This window comes from Amycolatopsis sp. cmx-8-4, from assembly GCF_046548675.1.
Taxonomy (GTDB): Bacteria; Actinomycetota; Actinomycetes; order Mycobacteriales; family Pseudonocardiaceae; genus Amycolatopsis.
Genome location: NZ_JAEBDZ010000011.1, coordinates 20,269 through 39,042 on the forward strand (window position 1 = coordinate 20,269; position 18,774 = coordinate 39,042).

Genomic DNA, 18,774 nt, shown 5'->3' on the forward strand with positions numbered 1-18,774 from the left:
TCAAAGTCAAGACGAAGGCGGGGTTACGGGCGAAACCCGAGAAATGTCGCATTCCGAAGACGACGAAAGGCGGTTGCGCCGCCGACGCAACCGCCTCCGGCCAAAGTCGCTCAGCGCCGGGCGCCAGAAGGCGGGCTTCCACGGCCGGGTTCCGGCAAAGTCTTTGTGGTTTAGGTGGGTCTTCCGAGCAGGGTGAGGGCTCGGGTGGCGTTGCGGGCGGTGTGGCGCAGTGCCTTGGCGATGTGGAGGGTACCGGCGGTGACCACCCGCCCCGGCCAAGTCGATCGTGTCCGGCAACGGTGGGAACCAGGTGATTTCGTCTCTCCCAGGTGGGAACCAGCGTGGCCAAGCACCGTTTGTCCTCTCAGGTGCACTCCGGCGCCTCCGGAGCTGGTAAAGGTGCCGCGCAGGGATTGCCGTCTACCGCGATCGCTGCCGGCGCGGTCTCGGTTCGGTCGGTGTTGCCGGTGTCGTGTTCGGTGAGCCGGCTGGTGATCACGTCGTCGAGGATGTCGCCGTCGACCTGGGCGGCCTCACGCCGCGCGGTCGCCTCATCGGGTGCCGCATACCGGGCTTGGCGGGGATCGAATCGGGTGCCCAGCGCGGCCGGCCCCGACTGTGGCGCGTCGAAGGCCCATTCGCCGATCGAGGTGAACGACTGGGCTCCTGCGACTACGGCTGCGGCGGCGAGCGCCAAGATCGACTCGACCGGATGTCGTATACCTCGTCGGTTTCGCGGGTCAGGTATGTCGGCGAGATGTTTGCGCAGGTCAGTGGCCCAGCCTGGGACCTGGACAATCCATGCTCGAAGAGGGTCGTGCCCGCCTTGCAACCAGGCCAAAGGTTTTGCCGGGACCACGCCCATCCCTGGGGCGTGCCCTGCTCCAGTCTATCGACGGTGGTCGACGGGAAGCCGTGATCCAGGCGGGAACACGAGGGTTGTCCACACCCTGATCGGGTGGGGACAACTGCGTCACTCCGACTCGAGGTCGCCCTCCAAGGACAGGTAGACCTCGCGCATTTGGGCCAGCAGCTCGGGGTCCGGCTCCTCCCACAGGCCGCGGTCCGCCGCTTCGTTCAAGCGCTCCACGATTCCGCGCAGCGCCCACGGGTTCGCCTTGCGCAGGAACTCCTGGTTCGTTTCGTCCAGGACGTACGTCTCGGTCAGCTTCTCGTACATCCAGTCGCCGACCACGCCCGCCGTCGCGTCGAAGCCGAAGAGGTAGTCGACCGTGGCCGCCAGCTCGAATGCGCCCTTGTAGCCATGACGCCTCATCGCCGTGAGCCAGCGGGGGTTCACCACGCGGGCGCGGAACACGCGCGCGGTCTCCTCGCCCAGGGTGCGGGTGCGGACCGCGTCCGGCGTGGTGCTGTCGCCCACGTACGACGCCGGGGCGGTGCCCGTCAGCGCCCGGACCGTGGCGATCATGCCGCCGTGGTACTGGAAGTAGTCGTCCGAGTCGGCGATGTCGTGCTCGCGGGTGTCGGTGTTCTTGGCCGCCACCACGATCCGCTTGTACGAGCTCTCCATGTCCTCGCGTGCCGGCCGGCCGTCCAGGTCGCGGCCGTACGCGAAGCCGCCCCACACCGCGTACACCTCGGCCAGGTCCTTGTCGTCGCGCCAGTTGCCGGACTCCATCAGCGGCAGCAGCCCGGCGCCGTACGCGCCCGGCTTCGAGCCGAAGATCCGGGTCGTCGCGCGCCGCGTATCGCCGTGCGTAGCCACGTCGGCGTCGACGTGCGCCCGCACGAAGTTCTCGGACGACGGTTCGTCCAGGCCGGCCACTAGCCGTACCGCGTCGTCCATCATCGTGATGACGTGCGGGAACGCGTCGCGGAAGAAGCCGCTGATGCGGATCGTGACGTCGATGCGCGGGCGGCCCAGCTCGGCCAGCGGAATCGCCTCGATGCCGGTGACGCGCCGTGACGCCTCGTCCCACACCGGCTGGACGCCCAGCAGCGCCAGGACCTCCGCGGCGTCGTCGCCGGACGTCCGCATCGCCGACGTGCCCCACACCGACAGCCCGACCGAACGCGGCCAGTCGCCGGTGTCCTCGCGGTAGCGGCGCAGCAGCGAGTCGGCCAGCGCCTGGCCGGTCTCCCAGGCCAGCCGGCTCGGGATGGCCTTCGGGTCGACCGTGTAGAAGTTCCGGCCGGTCGGCAGCACGTTGACCAGCCCGCGCAACGGCGATCCGCTCGGCCCGGCCGGGATGTAGCCGCCGTCCAGCGCGTGCAGGATCGCGTCCAGCTCGCCCGCGGTCGCGGCCAGCCGCGGGACGATCTCGTTCGCCGCGAACTCCAGGATCAGCTGGACCTGCTCGTCCGGGCCGCCCAGCTTGTCGTCGATGATGCCGCGCACCGCCGTGACGTCCCAGGAGCGCCATTCCATCGCCTCGATCAGCGAGCGCGCCGTCTTCTCGATCTTGTCCACTTCGGACGTCGGCGCGTCGGAGTTCTCCTTGAGCCCCAACGCCGACCGCAGCCCGGGGATCGCGCCCTGCTTGCCGCCCCAGATCTGCTGGGCACGCAGCATCGCCAGCACCAGGTTGACGCGCGCCTCACCGATGGGCGCCGCGCCGAGGATGTGCAGGCCGTCGCGGATCTGGGCGTCCTTCACCTCGCACAGCCAGCCGTCGATGTGCAGCAGGAAGTCGTCGAACTCCGCGTCGTGCGGGCGCTGCTCGACGCCGAGGTCGTGGTCCAGCTTCGCGGCCTGGATGAGCGTCCAGATCTGCGCGCGCACGGCGGGCAGCTTGGCCGGGTCCATCGCCGCGATGTTCGCGTGCTCGTCGAGCAGCTGCTCCAGCCGCGCCATGTCGCCGTACGACTCGGCGCGCGCCATCGGCGGGATCAGGTGGTCGACGATCGTCGCGTGCGCCCGCCGTTTCGCCTGCGCGCCCTCGCCCGGGTCGTTGATCAGGAACGGGTAGATCAGCGGCAGGTTCCCGAGCACGGCGTCGGGCGCGCACGACGCCGAAAGCCCGGCCGTCTTGCCCGGCAGCCATTCGAGGGACCCGTGCTTGCCCAGGTGGACGACGGCGTGCGCGCCGAACTCCTCCTCCAGCCAGCGGTAGGCGGCCAGGTAGTGGTGGCTCGGCGGCAGGTCCGGGTTGTGGTAGATCGCGACGGGGTTCTCACCGAACCCGCGCGGCGGCTGGATCATGATGATGACGTTGCCGCTCTGCAGCGACGCCAGCACGATGTCGCCGTTGTCGACGTACAGCTCGCCCGGCGCCGGACCCCAGTGCCCTTCGACACCTTTGCGCAGCTCCGCGGGCAGCGCGTCGAACCACTCCTGGTAGCGCGCGGCGGGCACCCGGATCGGGTTGCCGGCCAGCTGCTCCTCGGTGAGCCACTCCGGGTCCTGGCCGCCGGCGGCGATCAGCGCGTGGATCAGGACGTCACCGTCGGGCTGGTCGGTGCCGGTCGGCTCGACGCCGGGGAACGCGTCCGCACCCAGGTCGTAGCCCAGATCCCGCATCCGCCGCAGCAGCTCGATCACCGACGCGGGCGTGTCCAGCCCGACCGCGTTGCCGACGCGGGAGTGCTTCGTCGGGTACGCGGACAGCATCAGCGCGACGCGCCGCTCCGAAGCGGGTGTGTGCCGGAGACGCGCGTGCGCCAGGGCGATCTTCGCGACGCGGGACGCGCGCTCGGCGTCCGGGATGTACCGCGGCAGCCCGTCTTGGTCGAGCTCCTTGAACGAGAACGGCACGGTGATGAGCCGCCCGTCGAACTCCGGGACGGCCATCTGGTTGCCCGCGTCCAGCGGGGAGAGGCCTTCGTCGCTCGCCGCCCACGTCTCGCGGTCGCTGGTCAGGCACAGCGCCTGCAGGATCGGGACGTCCAGCGCGGCCATCTCGGCGACGTCCCACGCCTCGTCGTCGCCCCCTGCGCCCACCTCGGACGGCTTCGTGCCGCCCGCCGCGAGCACCGTGACCAGCAGCGCGTCGACCTTGCCCAGCTCGGCCATCATCTCCGGCTCGCGCGTCCGCAGCGACGCCGTGTAGACCGGCAGCGCGCGCCCGCCCGCGGCCTCGATCCGGTCGGCGAGGGTGTGCACGAACGCCGTGTTCCCGGACAGGTGGTGCGCGCGGTAGTAGAGGATCCCGATGACCGGGCCGTCCGTGTGCGAAGGAGGCCGCTCGAGGATGCCCCAGCCGGGCTGCACGGCGGGCGGCTCGAAGCCGTCGCCGGTCAGCAGGAGCGTGTCGGAGAGGAACCGGTGCAGCTGCGTGAGGTTCGCCGGGCCGCCCTGCGCGAGGTAGGCGTGGGCCTCGGCGGCGATGCCCGCCGGGACGGTCGAGAGCTTCATCAGCTCGGCGTCCGGCGTCTGCTCGCCGCCCAGGACGACGACGTGCGCGCCCGACGCGAGCAGCGTGTCGAGGCCCTCCTGCCAGCTCCGCGGGGTGCCGAGGATGCGGACGACCACGATGCGCACGCCGTCGAGCAGGCCCGGCAGCTCGGCGACGTCGAGCCGTGAGGGGTTCGCCAGCCGGAACTCGCCGTCGCACGAACGCGCGCTGAGCAGGTCGGTGTCCGAAGTGGACAGAAGCAGGATCACGAGGTTCCTCCTCGGGGTCCGCGCCCCGGGTAGACGGGCGCGCCGGCCGGAGTTCCTGGCTTCCCGGAGAGCGGGCTCTCCGGTGACAGTGGCGGGACCGCCCCGGACTCTCACCGGGTTCCTCCACCTGCCGACGCGTGGGTATCGGACTCACTCTCCGGTGCGCCCGGGCGTGGCGTCAAGGTGACGTGCACGGCTTCCGGGTCGGTAGCCTGGTGGCCGGGCTACAGGATCGGGGTAGGGCCAGGGTGGATTCCTTCCTCCACGACTTCACCGACGCGCAGTCGAGCCGCCACCCGTACCGCGTGCCGACCGCGGCGGAACTCCGGACCGCCGAAACGGGGTTCGCCGCGTTTCTCGATCGGCGGCCGCACAACCTCGCCGAGCTGGGGTTTTCCGTCGAGGACGACACCCTGGTCGTGCAGGAGCCCGGCACCGAACGCGCCTGGGGGCTCTACGTCGTCGACCGTTCCGCGCCGCCCTCGCTGGTCGTCGAGGTGCCGCACGCCTCCTCCGACCTGCGGACCGAACGGCTCGGCCTGGCCCTCTTCCGCGAGACGCCCGGGGCCGTCCTCGTGGTCGGGGGCGCGCACCGCCGGCGGGAGGACCCCGCACACGAGACCCGCAGCGTCTTCCACGTCGTGACGACGTTGCTCGCCCGGCGCGGCCTGCCGCAGGTGCAGCTCCACGGCTTCGGCGACGCCACCCTGACCTCGGCCGACGTCGTGCTCTCGGCCGGCGCGGCCGAGGCCGGAGACGCGGCCCGCCGGGCGGCGGACCGGCTCACCGCCGACGGCTTCCGTGTCTGCCGGGCCTGGGCCGAGCCCTGCCGGGGCCTGGCCGGCACCACGAACGTGCAGAGCCAGGCCGCCGCGGGCACGCCGTTCCTGCACGTCGAGCTCAGCCGCACGGTCCGCGAGACCCGCCGCGCCGACGTCGTCCGCGCGCTGGTGGACGCCGACCTCCGCAAGCCGTAGGCCCTGCCGGAGCAGTCACGCGGTCGAGCAGACTCACGCCGGCAGCGCTTAGGCCGACCGCTCTCCCAGCCGCGGGAACGGCTTCGTCGAGAACAGGACCTCCACCGTGACCTCGAAGAAGTCCGCGATCCGCAGGGCCAGGTAGAGGCTTGGGCTGTACTCGCCGCGCTCGAGGTAGCCGATCGTCTGGTAGTGCACGCCCAGTGCGTCCGCGAGCTGGCGGCGCGAGATCGACCGCTCCGCGCGCAGCATGGCGATCCGGTTGTAGACGACCTCGCTCATGACTCACCCCACACGCTGCATGGCCTTCTCCCGCCGTTCGGCCACCGACGAACCCGACTCGCGCCGCGCCATGCGGCGGAGCAGGACCGGGGCCAGGGCCAATCCGATCACGGACCACGCGACGAGCACGGCGAGGGTCGGCAGCGGCCGCCACGAATGGCCGATCTCGGCGACGACCGCGCTGTCCGGCAGCAACGCCGAGCGCATACCGAGGCCCAGCCAGTACATCGGGAACACCTGCGCGATGCCCTGTACCCACGCCGGCAGCGCGATCACCGGGTAGAAGATCCCGGAGATCGCACCCAGCCCCATGACCGGCAGCACGATCAGCCCCGTCGACCGCGGGCTGCTGATCAGCGAACCCAGCGCGGCCCCGATCGGCAAGGTCGCGAACAGCCCGAGCACCAGCACGCCCAGCAGGTGCAGGTAGGACCAGAGGCCGTCGGGCGCGAGCGAGGGGTACAGGAACAGACACGGGATCAGGACCACCAGCAGTGACGCCACCTGCCCGAGCGACAGCGTCGTGGTCTTCCCGATGAGGTAGCCGAGCATGCCGTTCGGCGTCGCCTTCGCCCGCAGCAGCGTGCCGTCCTCGCGGTCGATGACCAGGTAGCTCGCCGCGCCGGTGAGCCCGGTGAACACGATCCCGGCGCCGAGCACGCCGGGCACGGTCGCCGCGCCGAGGGAGAACCCGGTGCCGGGCACCGTCGCGTCGCGCATGAAGAACACCACGCCGAGGAAGAGCGCGGCGAAGACGATCTGGCCGACCAGGTCCTCGCGGTTGGTCCAGGTCTGCTTGAACTCGATGAGGCCGCGCGCGAGCCCGGAGCGCAGCGCGGCGGTCTTGGCGGTCATCGCGCACCCGCTTCCTGGAGGCCGAGTTCCGTCTCGCCGTCGGTTTCGGCGCGGTGGACGAGTGTCATGTAGGTGTCCTCCAGCGACGCGCGGCGGACTTCGAGGTCCGCCACCGCCTCGCCGTGCTGCTTGAACAGGTCGTGGACGTACTTCGTGGCCTCGGTCGTCGAGTGGACGAAGTGCCGGCCGTCGATCGTCCAGCGGACCTCGGCCTCGCCGGCGATCTGCCGGCTCAGCGCGTCGGCCGAGCCGTCGGCGATGATCCGGCCGCCGTTGAGGATGAGAATCCGGTCGGCCAGCTTCTCGGCTTCGTCGAGGTCGTGCGTGGTCAGCAGGATCGTGGTGTCGAGCTCGTCGGACAGGCGGTGCACCAGGTCGTGGAACTCGCGCCGGGCCTCCGGGTCGAAGCCCGCGGTGGGCTCGTCGAGGAACAGCAGCTCCGGACGGCCGACGATGCCGATCGCGACGTCGAGCCGCCGCCGCTGGCCACCGGAGAGGCTCTTGATCTTCTTGTGCGCGTGGTCGGTGAGCCCGACCGCCGCGATCAGCTCGTCGGCGTCCCACGGCCGCGTGCTCGCCGGTGTCGAGTACGGCGCGTAGTACCGGCCGAGGTGGGCGAGCAGTTCGCGGACGCGCCACTTCCCGTGGTCGCGCCAGGATTGGAGCACGACCCCCAGGCGTGCCCGCCAGTCCTCGCCGCCGTGGGCCGGGTCGACGCCCAGCACGCTCACCTCGCCGGCCGACCGCATCCGGAAGCCCTCGAGGATCTCGATCGTCGTGGTCTTGCCCGCGCCGTTCGGCCCGAGCAGGCACACGACCTCGCCCCGGTACGCCTCGAACCCGACGCCGTGCAGGACGTCGTTCGCGCCGTAACGCATCCGCAGCCCGCTCACGCGGACCACGGGATCCGCTGGATCTCTCATGACCTGACCCCCATCCGACTGATGCGATCGAATGTAGCACACCTGCTACATTCGATCGGACTTGTGGTGCACCCGGAACTTGACCGGCGGTCATCCGGTTCGCGGTGCATGGGAACTTGGCTGGGGCTGGCCCTTCCGGGCGGCGTGGTGATCCTGCTGGTCATGGCCGCGATCGAGCTGCGGCCGCGCAAGAACGGCTCGCGGTTCAAGGCGCGGCTGTCCGCGACCTACGTCGAAGAGACCACCGCGTTCCTCTACGGCACCAAGCGGCGTGAGCTGGAACACCGGGAAACGATGTCCATGCTCGTCGAGCAGGACGCCGACGGCGCGCCTCCCCGGCGTGACGTGGACCTGGACGCCGGAACGGCCGTGCTGCGCCCGCGTCCGGCCGCGAAGGAGCCCGGGAACCGCGAGTTACAGTGACCCCATGCCGACCCCCGCGCGTGTGCGAGCCGACGCGTGCCCCGGTGTTTTCGCCACCCGCGACGCCGCGGACGGCCCGTTGGCGCGGGTCCGGCTGCCCGGGGGTGCGGTTTCCGCCGTGCAGCTGCGGGCGCTGGCCGACTGTGCCGAAGCGTGCGGCGACGGCGACCTCCACCTCACCTCGCGCGGCAATGTCCAGCTGCGCGGGGTGACCCGGCCCGGCCTCGCGGGCCGGCTGGCCGGCGCGGGCCTGCTGCCGTCGCCGTCGCACGAGCGGGTCCGGAACGTCCTGGCCTCGCCGCTGAGCGGCCTGACCGGCGGGCTCGCCGACGTCCGCGGGCTGGCGGCCGCGCTCGACGCCGTCCTGTGCGCGACGCCGGAGCTGGCGTCGCTGCCCGGGCGGTTCCTCTTCGCTTTCGACGACGGACGTGGTGACGTCGCCGGCGAAGGCGCCGACGTCTGCTGGCGCGCGACCGGCCCCGCCGAAGGAACCCTGCTGCTCGCGGGCGGCGACACCGGCCGTCGGGTGGCTCTGGGCGACGCCGTCTCGGCGCTGATCGACGTCGCGCTGGAGTTCCTCCGGGTGCGCGGATCCGCCTGGCGGGTCGCCGAGCTCGACGACCCGGCGTGGCGCGGGACGCCGGTGCCGCGGGTCGACGTCCCGGTGCCGGCCGGGCTGATCTCCGGGTCCGCCGCGGGGGTGGTCCCGCGGTTCGGGCAGCTCTCGGCCGCGCAGGCCCGCGTGCTGGCCTCCTGCGGGCCGGCACTGGTCACGCCGTGGAAGTCGGTGGTGCTGCCGGACGCGCCCGCCGACGTCTTCGAACGGCTCGGCTTCGGCGGCGAGCCGCTCGGCACCAGCGCGTGCATCGGCCGTCCGGGCTGCGCGAAGTCGCGCGCCGACGTCCGCGCCGACGCCGTGTTCCGGCCCGGGCTGCGCGCGCACTTCTCGGGCTGTGAGCGGCGGTGCGGGAAGCCGTCGCAGTCCACTGTGGACGTTGTCGCCGAAGCGGGTGGCTACCGGGTCGACGGCCGGTGGGTGCCGTTCGAAGAGCTGAAAGGAACGCTGTGATCGACTACCTGCGGGACGGTGCCGAGATCTACCGGCACTCGTTCGCCACGATCCGCGAGGAAGCGGACCTGGCGATCCTGCCCGACGACGTGGCCGGCCTGGCGGTCCGGATGATCCACGCCTGCGGCATGGTCGATCTGGTCGACGACGTGCGGTACACCCTCGACGTCGTCGAGTCCGGCCGCGCCGCGCTGGAGGCGGGCGCGCCGATCCTGTGCGACGCGCAGATGATCGCCAGCGGCGTCACCCGGCGTCGCCTGCCCGCGGGCAACGAAGTCGTCTGCACGCTGTCGGACCCCAGCGTGCCCGGCCTCGCCGAGCGGATGGGCACGACGCGTTCGGCCGCGGCGCTGGAACTGTGGCGCGACAAGCTGCCCGGCTCGGTCGTGGCGATCGGCAACGCGCCGACCGCGCTGTTCCGCCTGCTGGAGATCCTCGACGAAGGCGTCGGTGCGCCGGCGGCGATCATCGGCGTGCCGGTCGGGTTCGTCGGCGCGGCGGAGTCCAAAGTGGAGCTGGCGAAGCGGGCACCCGCGCCGTACCTGGTGGTGCACGGACGTCGTGGCGGCAGCGCGATGGCCGTCGCCGCGATCAACGCGTTGGCGAGCACCGAAGAATGACCGGCACGCTGTACGGCGTCGGGCTCGGTCCCGGCGACCCGGAACTGATGACGGTCAAGGCCGCGCGGCTGATCTCGGAAGCGCCGGTCATCGCTTACCACAGCGCGCGGCACGGCCGGAGCATCGCGCGGTCGGTGGCCGAGCCGTACCTGCGTGCGGGGCAGATCGAGGAGAAGCTCGTCTACCCGGTCACGACCGAGACGACGGACCACCCCGGCGGTTACGAAGGCGCGATCGCGGACTTCTACGAGCTGAGCGCGAAGCGGCTGGCCGAGCACCTGGACGCGGGCCGCGACGTCGTGGTGCTGTGCGAAGGCGATCCGTTCTTCTACGGCTCGTACATGTACATGCACGAACGGCTTTCCGGCCGGTTCGCCGCCGTGGTCGTGCCGGGGGTGACGTCGGTGAGCGCGGCGTCGGCGGTGCTCGGCCGCCCGCTGGTCCAGCGCGACGAGGTCCTGACGATCCTGCCGGGCACGCTACCCGCGCCGGAACTGGCGCGGCGTCTCGCGGACACCGATGCGGCGGCGGTGGTGAAGCTGGGACGCACGTTCGGTTCGGTGCGGGAGGCGCTGGCGGAGGCCGGGAAGCTCGACGACGCGTTCTACATCGAGCGCGCGACGTGGGGGGAGCAGCGGATTTCGCCGTTGGCGGACGTTGATCCTTCGACGGTGCCGTACTTCTCGCTGGCGTTGCTGCCTTCGCCGGCTTACGCGTCTCGGCAGTCACCTGCGGTTTCGCCGGTCCCTTCGACGGCCACCGGTGAAGTCGTCGTGGTCGGTCTGGGGCCCGCCGGTCCGGAGTGGCTGACGCCGGAAGCCTTGGCGGAGTTGGAAGCTGCGGAGCACATCGTCGGGTACGGCCCGTACGTCGCGCGGGTGCCGCAGAAGGCCGGGCAGCAGCGTCACGCTTCCGGCAATCGGGTCGAGGCGGACCGGGCGGTCGAGGCGTTGTCGCTGGCCGCTTCCGGCGCGCGCGTGGCCGTGGTTTCCTCGGGCGATCCGGGGGTGTTCGCGATGGCGTCGGCGGTGCTGGAGCAGGTGTCGGCGGGCCACGGCGCGGGCGTCCGGGTCCGGATCGTCCCGGGTGTGACGGCGGCCCAGGCGGCGGCGTCCCGGGTCGGCGCACCGCTGGGGCACGACTACTGCGTCCTCTCGCTGTCCGACCGGCTCAAGCCGTGGGAGATCATCGAACGCCGTCTCGACGCGGCCGGCGCGGCGGACTTGGTGCTGGCGCTGTACAACCCGGCTTCGCGCACCCGCACGACTCAGCTCGCGGACGCCCGCTCTGTCTTGCTGCGGCACCGCTCGCCGTCGACTCCGGTCGTGGTGGCGCGAGACGTCGGCGGCCCGGAGGAGGACGTCCGGATCACGACGCTGGGCGACCTGGACCCGTCCACTGTGGACATGCGCTGCCTGCTGATCGTCGGCTCCTCCCGCACCCGCGCGGAGAACGGCATCGTCTGGACGCCCCGCAGCTACTGAAAGCCGTGAAGGCCTCCTTCCCGGCCATAAGAGCCGGTAAGGAGGCCTTCACGGACAACGTCAGCGGGTGGGGTCCTTGCCGTTCGGCTGGCTCGGGCCCGGGCCTGGTGACCACCAGCCTGGGACCGTCTTCTCGCCGTGGATCACGGTCGGGGCGATGCCTTCGGTGAACGGCTCGATCTGCAGCAGCTGGCCCCACGACTGGCTCGGCTGGCCGATCAGGTAGCTCGGGACCTCCGGCTCCTCGGCCAGCTCCTCGAGCCAGCCGATCGGGCCGCCGTTGGTCGAGGACGCCCACTCCGCCTCGTCCGCCAGGCCGCCCGCGGTGATGCGGTACTCCGGGACCTGCGAGATCCCGTCGTGGGACATCACCGGCTGGGCGCACGGGTACACGAACGACGCCGGCCAGTCGATGTACACCGGCTTCGAGCCGATCTTGTCCGTCAACGTCGTGAACGTCGGCACGCGCGGGGCCGACGCCGCGATCCAGCCGTCCTCCGTGAGGTCGTTGTCGACGATGTTGATGCGCAGCGCGTTCGTCTCCGGGGGGAGGTCGCGCAGGTTGATGCGGGTGTCGTTCCAGCCACCCGTGCCCCCGCCCGGCGGGAGCACGAACTGGCTGCGCAGGATCTTCACGCCCTCGGGGGTGTCGACGCCGTAGTCGAGGCTGACCGACGTCGGCCGGCGGGACGCGCCCGCCGTCGCCACCACGACCTGGCCGTCCGCGGGCTTCTCCGTCAGCGCGTACCAGTCGCTGCGCAGGCGGCCCGCGCGCGTCTCGGGGTCGAGGTAGCTCGACCACATCGGCACGTTCTCCGGCGTGAACCCGTGCGGCGGTTCCGCTAGGGGGTCCTTGTCGTCGACCGAGCGGGTGTGGAAGCCGGTCTGGACGCGGCCGTTGTCGCGGTCGGGGTTGGGCAGCGGCGAGTTCTCCGGCGGCTTGGTCTCGTCGGGGACCGTCCGCTGCTCGGACTGCGGGTGCAGGATGCTCGTCGCCGCGTCGCGCTCCACCATGACGTGGTCGGAGAGGTTGCAGCTCTTGCCGAACAGGTGCCCGACGTTCGCCGCGCCCAGGCTGTAGCTGCCGGCCTGGTTGTGGATCGCCCACGCCATCGTGATGAACTCGCCGCCCGCCACCAGGCCGCAGACCACGACCAGCGACAGCGAGCCGAGCCGCAGCGCGCGCAGCCGGCCTTCCTGCACCGGAGGCGCGGCGGTGGGCCGGTGCGCGCGGACGTTCTCGACGAACGCGTACACCCCCGCGATCGCGGCCGCCACCAGCAGGATCGTGGACAGCGGGATGCCGCCGATCGACGGCGCCACGTTCGTCCACTGGACGCCGAGGCGTGAGACGAACCAGTACGTGTTCGGCCCGGTCGCGGCCAGCGCGCCCACGACCAGCAGGCCGGCCAGGAACGCGGCGCGGTTGCGTTTGGACCGCAGCACCGTCGAACTGGTCGCGAGGGCCGTCAACGCCGCCATCGACGCCCCGACCGCCGCGAACGCGCCGAAGTGGTGGGTCCACTTCGTCGGCGTCAGGGCCAGGAGCAGGAAGAACAGCGCCGTCGTGCCGATCAGGCGGCGCGCGGGGCCGAGCGACGCGCCCTGGATGCGGCCGCGGCGCAGCAGCATCACCAGGCAGGTGGCGGTGCACAGCACGATCAGCAGCACCGGGAACCGGCGTGGCGCCGAGCCGTCCGGCAGGTCGGCGAACAGCAATTGGTAGCGCGCGAGCTCCTGGAACCACGACAGGTTCGGGCCGACCTGGGTGCGGATCCGGGTCGCCTCCTGGACCGTCGCGAACGTCTGGTCGGCGAACACCACGACCAGCACCAGCAGCCCGGCCGCGGCGACCGGCGCGAGCACCGGCAGCCAGCCGTTCTCGTTGGCGCGCTGGCGGATCAGCTTGAACAGCGGCCGCGCCGCGACCAGGTACGGCGCCACCGCGATCAGCCCGGTCGGCGTCGCGGCCAGGGTGAACCCGGCCGCGGTCAGGCCGAGGCACAGCGGCAGCAGCCGCCGCGTCACCAGGGTGCGTTCGACGGCGCAGATCGCCAGCAGCGAGCCGAGCGCGGCGACCGGTTCGGGCCGGACGCCGTTGTTGTAGGGCATCCACCAGACCAGGAACACCGTCGCCGCGGCCCAGCTGGCCGGGCGGCTGGTGCGGACCTGGGCACCCAGGCGCGGCATGACCTCGCGGCTGATCAGCAGCCAGCACAGGACGCCGAGCAGGAACGACGGCAGCCGGATCCACGGCGGCACCACGCTGACGTGCGCCATCAGCTCGAACACGTGGTAGAACCAGCCGAACGGCGCCTCGGCGACGCCGAACCAGCGGTGGTAGTTCGTCAGGAACCCGGTCTGCTCGGTGACCCGGGCCATGGTCAGGATGTAGCCGTCGTCCGAGGTCACCGGCCCGATGAAGACCCACGCGCCGAGCGCGGCGATCACCGTGGCGTCCCGCATCGTCAGCCGCCACCAGCCGACCGGCGCCCAGCGCGGGGCGCGGCGGGCGAAGCCGGAGTCGCGGCGCCAGACCGCGATCATGCAGCCGATCAGCGACAGCACGGCCAGCACGCCGACGGTGATCTTCAGCGCGGTCGGCGACGTCTGGTACCGGGTGTCCGGCACGACCGAGACGTGCAGCCCGGCGATCGGGTCCTTGCTCGAGTTGATCGAGGAGTAGATGCCCACCACGCGCGGGCGGACGTCGCCGTCGGCGTGGAACACCGGCGTCCCGGCCACGGCCAGGGTCATCTGCTTCGCGTCGACGTCCAGCTCGACGTCGCACTTCTCGGCCGGCAGCGGCTGCTGGGCGATCTGCTGGCCCTGGCTGGAGGCGATCAGCACGCCGTTGTCGACGCGCAGCTGCATCCCGACGCCCTTGCCGGACTTCGGGTCGGTGCGGCCGTCGGGCACGGTGGCGAACAGGAGGCCGGGGCCGTTCGTGCGGGCGTCGACCGAACGGACGGCCGCGCACGGCAGTTCGGCGCGCAGGTCCTGGGCCCAGTACCCGGTCAAGGGCGCGTTGACGGAGCGGGTGTCGCTGCCGGTCGGCCAGACGACCTCCGCCGTGTCCTGCACCACCGGCAGGAAGGGGAAAGCCAGCGCGCACAGGGCCGAGAGCAACCCCAGCGCTACGGCAATCAGACGCATCGGCGCAACGCTAACGGGTCAGACCGAGGCGGTTCACCCAGACCCCGGGTCACGCGGCGTGAACCGCCCGTGGTGTACCGCCCCGGCCAGGGGACGGCGGCTGCGCCACCCGTGGCGTTCCAGGTCGGGCACGGTTTCGAGCCGGCTGACCGGGCCGATGCACAGCCACGCGACGGGCCGCACGCCGTCCGGGATGCCGAGCAGTTCGCGCAGGAACGGCTCACGGTAGAAGCTCACCCAGCCGACGCCGAGGCCTTCGGCGGTCGCGGCCAGCCAGAGGTTCTGAGGATGCCCTCGATCTTGATGTTCGCGAAGGTGCCGGCTCGCTCTTCGCTGAGCTGTCCGGCGAAGACGTCCCGCTCCTCGTGGACGTGCTTCGCGAACCGCTCGCGGGTCGCGTGGTCGTCGACCAGCACGAAGTCCCACGGCTGGCTGAGCCCGACGCTCGGCGCGGCGTGCGCGGCTTCGAGGATCCTCGTCAGCGTCGCCTCGGGGATCGGCTCGCCGGTGAACTCGCCGCGGACGTCGCGGCGCTTGCGCAGGACTTCGTAGAACTCTTCGATCATCGGTTCAGCACCCATTCGACGGCCTCGGGCGCGGTCTCGGCGGTCTCGGTCACCGGCCTCGGCGGTCGCCGGACCAGCAGCACGGGCACGCCCAGCTCGCGGGCGGCTGTGAGTTTGGCACTGGTCAGGTCGCCACCGGAATCCTTCGTGACGAGGACGTCAACCCGGGCGAGCAGTTCGCGCTCGCTGTCCACTTCGTACGGTCCGCGCGCGAGGAGCAGTTCGTGGTGCCGGGGCAGCGGCGGTTCGGGCGGGTCGACGCAACGGATCAGGAACCAGAGGTCGTCGAGGTGCGCGAAGGCGGGCAGCCCTTGGCGGCCGCTGGTGAGGAAGACGCGTTTCCCCAGGCCGGGGAGTTTCCTGGCGGCGTCGGGGAGGTCGTCCGCCCAGTGCCAGACGTCGCTTTCACCGGCTTCCCAGCCGGGCCGGGCGAGCCGCAGCAGCGGGATCTTCGTGAGTTCGGCCGCCTTCGCCGCGTTGGCGCCGATGCGCTCGGCGAAAGGGTGCGTCGCGTCCACGACAGCGTGTACGTCGTTCTCGCGCAGCCAGGCCGCGAGGCCGTCCGCGCCGCCGAAGCCGCCTACGCGCACTTCGCCGACCGGGAGCCGTGGCCGCGCGACGCGTCCCGCCAGGGAAGACACGACGCGCACTCCGCGGTCTGTCAGGTCCGAAGCGAGCTTCCGCGCTTCGCCCGTCCCGCCGAGGATGAGGATCACGAAGGACGTCCGTAGCCGACGGCTTCCCGCCAGCGGTCGAGCGTCCGCATGTTGGCCAGCGTCTCCGCCCAGGTCAGCTCGGGCGCCTGCCGGTCGCCGACGTGCGCGGCGACGTGATCCGCTTCGCGCGCGAAGAGTCCCTGGCTCGCTTCGATCTCGATGACCTCGGCCTGCCCGTCGAGCGGCGTGAGGACGATCTGCGACGTCACGGGCTTGCGCAGCGCGTGGATCCACGCCGGCCGCGGCACGTGCAGCTGTCCTCGGCTGCCGTAGACGTGGATGCCGTCCTCCTGCGCGAGCCGGAACCCGCACGAGAGCCGCGCGAGGATGTCGCCGGGCAGCCGCAGCAGGCCGGTCGCGTACTCGTCGACGCCGGAGGCGGACAGCTTCGCCATCCCCGTCACCGCTTCCGGTTCCACGACGTCGACGCCGAGCGCCGCTTGCGCGACCAGCCGCGCCAGCGACGTGCAGTAACAGCCGACGTCGAGGATCCCGCCGCCGCCGAGCGCGAGGTCGCCGAGCCGGGCTGCTTCGCCGTCTTCACTGGCATAGCTGAAGGTGACGTCGACCGCGCGCACCTCGCCGATCGCGCCGGACGAGATCAGCTCGGCCAGCCGCCGCGTCTGCGGGTGCAGCCGGTACATGAACGCCTCCATCAGGAAGACGTCCTGCCTGCGGGCCGCGGCGATGACCTCCTCGGCGTCGGCGGCGGTGACGGTCAGCGGCTTCTCGCACAGCACGTGCTTGCCCGCTTCGGCCGCCGCGATCGCCCATTCCTGGTGCATCGGATGTGGCGTCGAGACGTACACCGCGTCGACCTCCGGGTCGGCGAGGAGGTCTTGGTAGCTGCCGTAGGCCTTCGGGATCTCGAAGCGGGTCGCGAACTCGCGCGCCCGGTCGGCGGACCGCGCGGCGACGGCGGTCAGCACGCCGTGCTTGCTCTCGTCGACGCCCGCGGCGAACTCGGCGGCGATGGTCCCGGCGGCCAGCAGGCCCCAGCGCAGGTGCGTCACAACGACTCCGGTTGGTTCGCCCGGTCGCGGGCACTGGAATAGAGGAAGCTGTCCGGAAACCCGGCCGCGGCGAGCACCCGGCCGACGAAGATGGTCGCCGCCCGCGTCATCCCGGCCTCGCGGACCAGCTGCGGGAGTTCGCCGAGTACCCCGCGCACGACGGTTTCGCCGGGCTGGCTCGCGAGCGCCACGACGGCGACCGGGCAGTCCGCGCCGTAATGCGGGGCGAGTTCGCCGGCCACCCGTTCGACGTGGTTGATCGCCAGGTGCAGCGCGAGGGTCGCTCCGGTGGCGGCGAACGCGGCCAGCGTCTCGCCCGGCGGCATCGCGGTCGAGCGGGCCTGCACGCGCGTGATGATCAGGCTTTGCCCGACCTCCGGCACGGTCAGCTCCCGCCCGAGCACCGCGGCCGAAGCCGCGAAGGCGGGTACGCCGGGCACGACCTCGTACGGCACGCCGGCGGCGTCGAGGCGCCGTGCTTGCTCGGCGACGGCGCTGTAGAGCGACGGGTCGCCAGAGCACAACCGGACGACATCGTGCCCGGCCCGGTGCCCTTGGACCAGCTTCTCGACGATCTCCGCCAGGCTGAGGTTCGCCGTGTCCACCAGCTCCGCGGACGGCGGGCAGTACGCGAGCAGGTCGGTGGGCGTCATGCTGCCGGGGTAGAGGCAGCCGCCGCAGCGAGCCAGCAGGTCACGCCCGCGCACGGTGATCAGGTCCGCGGCCCCGGGGCCGGCACCGACGAAGTACACGGTCATCGGCTGCTCCCCAGGGTGCGGGCCGCGGTGGGGCGGCCGGACGTTGGCCGTGCGCCATGGGAACGGACCGCGGTGGCGTGGCCGGTCATCGGCTGCTCCACTGCGTCACGGTCCGCGCCGGCGTCCAGCCGGTGAACCCGCCCAGCGGGGCGGCCCGCTCGACCGCGATCCGCAGCAGCTCACCACCGTGCTGCTCGTACGCCCGGGCCAGGACCTGCTCGGCTTCCAGGGTGACTCCGTGCGCCACCACTCGCGCGCCCGTGGCCAGGCACGCGTCCAGTACACCCGGCACCGTGACGCCGCCTCCGATGAAGACGGCGTCCGGCGCGGGCAGCGCGCTCAGCGCGTCGGGTGCTTCTCCGGTCACCACCTCCAGTTCCGGTACTCCCAGGTCGACCGCGTTGCGGCCGATCCGCTCGGCGCGTTCGGGATCACGCTCGATCGCGATCGAGCGGTTCATCGCGTGCATCCGCGACCATTCGATGCCGACGCTGCCCGCGCCCGCCCCGACGTCCCACAGCAGGTCGCCGGGGCTCGGGGCGAGGCGGGCCAGCGCCGAGACCCGCAGGTCGCGCTTCGTCAGCTGGCCGTCGTGGGCGTACACGTCGTCCGGGATGCCGATCAGGGGCAGCGCCGGGCCGGTGCACTCCAGCGCGAACACCGTCAGCGGACCGGGATCGCCGGTCCAGCCGTCGGAGATGCGCTCTTCGGGCCCGCCCAGGTTCTCCAGCGCGAACAGCTCGCTCTCGCCATAACCCCGCACGGTGAGCAGGGAGCGCAGAGCCGCCGCGTCGGCACCCAGGACGAGCACCCGCCGGCGCGGCGCGAGCACCCGGGCCGCGCGCGCCGACGATCGGCCGACGAGGGTCACCACCTCGGTCTCCTCGGCGGACCAGCCCAGCCGGGCCCGGGCCAGTGTCACCGACGAGAGCGCGGGCAGCGCCTCGACCTCGTATCCATGAGCCACCAGAGTAGAACCCACCCCCGACAAAAACGGATCTCCGCTGGCCAGGACGCACACGCGGTGGCCTTCGTGCTCGGCGAGCAGCGCGTCCAGACCGGGCAGCAACGGCGAAGGCCACGGCACCGCGGGCACGCCGGTGGGCAGGTACCCCAGCTGCCGCGGCGCGCCGATGACGACGTCGGAGCCGAGGACGAGGGCCTGGGCTTGTTCCGAGAGCCCGGGCCAGCCGTCGGCACCGATCCCGACCACCGTCAGGCGTCGTGGGCTCCGCGGCGGGACATCGTCGGAATCCCCGGGTCCCGTTGCAGGTCGACGTGATTTTTCGCGCACGATTTCCCACCCTAAGCGAGGCGGGCGCTGTGCGATGATCGGCCGGTCGCCGACCTCCGCCGCTGAAGGAGTGC

At 72.0% G+C, this 18,774-nt stretch carries 15 protein-coding genes, 1 pseudogene and 1 riboswitch; of the genes and pseudogenes, 5 read left to right on the top strand and 11 right to left on the bottom strand.

Features of this window, described 5'->3' with window-relative positions; all coding sequences use genetic code 11:
* Positions 1-364 precede the first annotated feature (364 nt).
* Complete coding sequence (locus ACLJQZ_RS23770; RefSeq protein WP_410622096.1) at positions 365-865, bottom strand: transposase family protein; 501 nt, start codon at positions 863-865, stop codon at positions 365-367.
* 108 nt (positions 866-973) lie between these two features.
* Positions 974-4,564: a cobaltochelatase subunit CobN gene (cobN, locus tag ACLJQZ_RS23775; RefSeq protein ID WP_410622097.1), complete on the bottom strand. Its 3,591-nt coding sequence runs from the start codon at positions 4,562-4,564 to the stop codon at positions 974-976.
* 49 nt (positions 4,565-4,613) lie between these two features.
* A riboswitch (cobalamin riboswitch) is annotated at positions 4,614-4,688 on the bottom strand.
* A gap of 124 nt (positions 4,689-4,812) precedes the next feature.
* Between cobN and ACLJQZ_RS23780 the strand changes: the two genes are divergently transcribed.
* The gene (locus ACLJQZ_RS23780; protein WP_328644362.1) at positions 4,813-5,541 is read left to right on the top strand and encodes a hypothetical protein; all 729 of its coding nucleotides are present in this window, start codon (positions 4,813-4,815) and stop codon (positions 5,539-5,541) included.
* Between the two features lie 48 nt (positions 5,542-5,589).
* Here ACLJQZ_RS23780 and ACLJQZ_RS23785 read toward each other — a convergent pair whose 3' ends face one another.
* The 3 genes from ACLJQZ_RS23785 to ACLJQZ_RS23795 are packed head-to-tail and all read right to left on the bottom strand — an operon-like array spanning position 5,590 to position 7,601.
* Complete coding sequence (locus tag ACLJQZ_RS23785) at positions 5,590-5,823, bottom strand: helix-turn-helix transcriptional regulator (RefSeq protein ID WP_410622098.1); 234 nt, start codon at positions 5,821-5,823, stop codon at positions 5,590-5,592.
* Positions 5,824-5,826: 3 nt separating this feature from the next.
* Positions 5,827-6,678 carry an ABC transporter permease gene (locus tag ACLJQZ_RS23790; protein ID WP_410622099.1) on the bottom strand — a complete coding sequence of 284 codons (852 nt, stop codon included), beginning with the start codon at positions 6,676-6,678 and terminating at the stop codon, positions 5,827-5,829.
* Positions 6,675-7,601, bottom strand: a complete 927-nt coding sequence (locus ACLJQZ_RS23795) for an ABC transporter ATP-binding protein (protein ID WP_410622100.1) — start codon at positions 7,599-7,601, stop codon at positions 6,675-6,677. The genes ACLJQZ_RS23790 and ACLJQZ_RS23795 overlap by 4 nt, the downstream gene beginning before the upstream one ends.
* Positions 7,602-7,709: 108 nt before the next feature.
* Here ACLJQZ_RS23795 and ACLJQZ_RS23800 point away from each other — a divergent pair, with 108 nt between their 5' ends.
* Genes ACLJQZ_RS23800 through ACLJQZ_RS23815 form a run of 4 tightly spaced genes read left to right on the top strand, consistent with a single transcriptional unit; the run spans position 7,710 to position 11,197 of the window.
* On the top strand, positions 7,710-8,024 hold the full coding sequence (locus ACLJQZ_RS23800) for a DUF6191 domain-containing protein (protein WP_326943651.1): 315 nt from the start codon (positions 7,710-7,712) through the stop codon (positions 8,022-8,024).
* 4 nt (positions 8,025-8,028) lie between these two features.
* Complete coding sequence (locus tag ACLJQZ_RS23805; RefSeq protein WP_410622101.1) at positions 8,029-9,093, top strand: precorrin-3B synthase; 1,065 nt, start codon at positions 8,029-8,031, stop codon at positions 9,091-9,093.
* Positions 9,090-9,713 carry a precorrin-8X methylmutase gene (locus tag ACLJQZ_RS23810; RefSeq protein WP_326943649.1) on the top strand — a complete coding sequence of 208 codons (624 nt, stop codon included), beginning with the start codon at positions 9,090-9,092 and terminating at the stop codon, positions 9,711-9,713. The genes ACLJQZ_RS23805 and ACLJQZ_RS23810 overlap by 4 nt, the downstream gene beginning before the upstream one ends.
* Positions 9,710-11,197: a precorrin-2 C(20)-methyltransferase gene (locus ACLJQZ_RS23815; protein WP_410622102.1), complete on the top strand. Its 1,488-nt coding sequence runs from the start codon at positions 9,710-9,712 to the stop codon at positions 11,195-11,197. Before ACLJQZ_RS23810 ends, ACLJQZ_RS23815 begins: the two co-directional genes overlap by 4 nt.
* 60 nt (positions 11,198-11,257) lie before the next feature.
* Here the strand turns inward: ACLJQZ_RS23815 and ACLJQZ_RS23820 are convergent, their stop codons facing one another.
* From ACLJQZ_RS23820 to cbiE, 6 genes and pseudogenes are all read right to left on the bottom strand, one after another.
* A complete protein-coding gene (locus ACLJQZ_RS23820) occupies positions 11,258-14,353 on the bottom strand; it encodes an arabinosyltransferase domain-containing protein (protein ID WP_410622103.1) in 3,096 nt (1,031 codons plus the stop codon).
* Positions 14,354-14,386: 33 nt separating this feature from the next.
* Positions 14,387-14,919 (bottom strand): annotated as a pseudogene (locus tag ACLJQZ_RS23825) (nitroreductase family protein).
* Positions 14,916-15,635: a cobalt-precorrin-6A reductase gene (locus ACLJQZ_RS23830; RefSeq protein WP_410622104.1), complete on the bottom strand. Its 720-nt coding sequence runs from the start codon at positions 15,633-15,635 to the stop codon at positions 14,916-14,918. The pseudogene ACLJQZ_RS23825 and the gene ACLJQZ_RS23830 overlap by 4 nt, the downstream one beginning before the upstream one ends.
* Positions 15,632-16,648 carry a Gfo/Idh/MocA family protein gene (locus ACLJQZ_RS23835; RefSeq protein WP_410622105.1) on the bottom strand — a complete coding sequence of 339 codons (1,017 nt, stop codon included), beginning with the start codon at positions 16,646-16,648 and terminating at the stop codon, positions 15,632-15,634. Before ACLJQZ_RS23835 ends, ACLJQZ_RS23830 begins: the two co-directional genes overlap by 4 nt.
* Positions 16,645-17,406, bottom strand: coding sequence for a precorrin-4 C(11)-methyltransferase (gene cobM / locus ACLJQZ_RS23840; RefSeq protein WP_410622106.1), 762 nt, complete (start codon positions 17,404-17,406; stop codon positions 16,645-16,647). Before cobM ends, ACLJQZ_RS23835 begins: the two co-directional genes overlap by 4 nt.
* A gap of 85 nt (positions 17,407-17,491) precedes the next feature.
* Positions 17,492-18,700 (bottom strand): precorrin-6y C5,15-methyltransferase (decarboxylating) subunit CbiE, encoded by a 1,209-nt coding sequence (gene cbiE / locus ACLJQZ_RS23845; protein WP_410622107.1) that lies wholly within the window; start codon positions 18,698-18,700, stop codon positions 17,492-17,494.
* Positions 18,701-18,774 lie beyond the last annotated feature (74 nt).

Coding starts and splice junctions, on each gene's coding strand:
- ACLJQZ_RS23815 (WP_410622102.1), top strand. CDS start 9,710: ATGACCGGCACGCTGTACGGCGTCGGGCTCGGTCCCGGCGACCCGGAA.
- ACLJQZ_RS23795 (WP_410622100.1), bottom strand. CDS start 7,601: ATGAGAGATCCAGCGGATCCCGTGGTCCGCGTGAGCGGGCTGCGGATG.
- ACLJQZ_RS23805 (WP_410622101.1), top strand. CDS start 8,029: ATGCCGACCCCCGCGCGTGTGCGAGCCGACGCGTGCCCCGGTGTTTTC.
- ACLJQZ_RS23785 (WP_410622098.1), bottom strand. CDS start 5,823: ATGAGCGAGGTCGTCTACAACCGGATCGCCATGCTGCGCGCGGAGCGG.
- ACLJQZ_RS23820 (WP_410622103.1), bottom strand. CDS start 14,353: ATGCGTCTGATTGCCGTAGCGCTGGGGTTGCTCTCGGCCCTGTGCGCG.
- ACLJQZ_RS23800 (WP_326943651.1), top strand. CDS start 7,710: ATGGGAACTTGGCTGGGGCTGGCCCTTCCGGGCGGCGTGGTGATCCTG.
- ACLJQZ_RS23770 (WP_410622096.1), bottom strand. CDS start 865: ATGGGCGTGGTCCCGGCAAAACCTTTGGCCTGGTTGCAAGGCGGGCAC.
- cobM (WP_410622106.1), bottom strand. CDS start 17,406: ATGACCGTGTACTTCGTCGGTGCCGGCCCCGGGGCCGCGGACCTGATC.
- ACLJQZ_RS23790 (WP_410622099.1), bottom strand. CDS start 6,678: ATGACCGCCAAGACCGCCGCGCTGCGCTCCGGGCTCGCGCGCGGCCTC.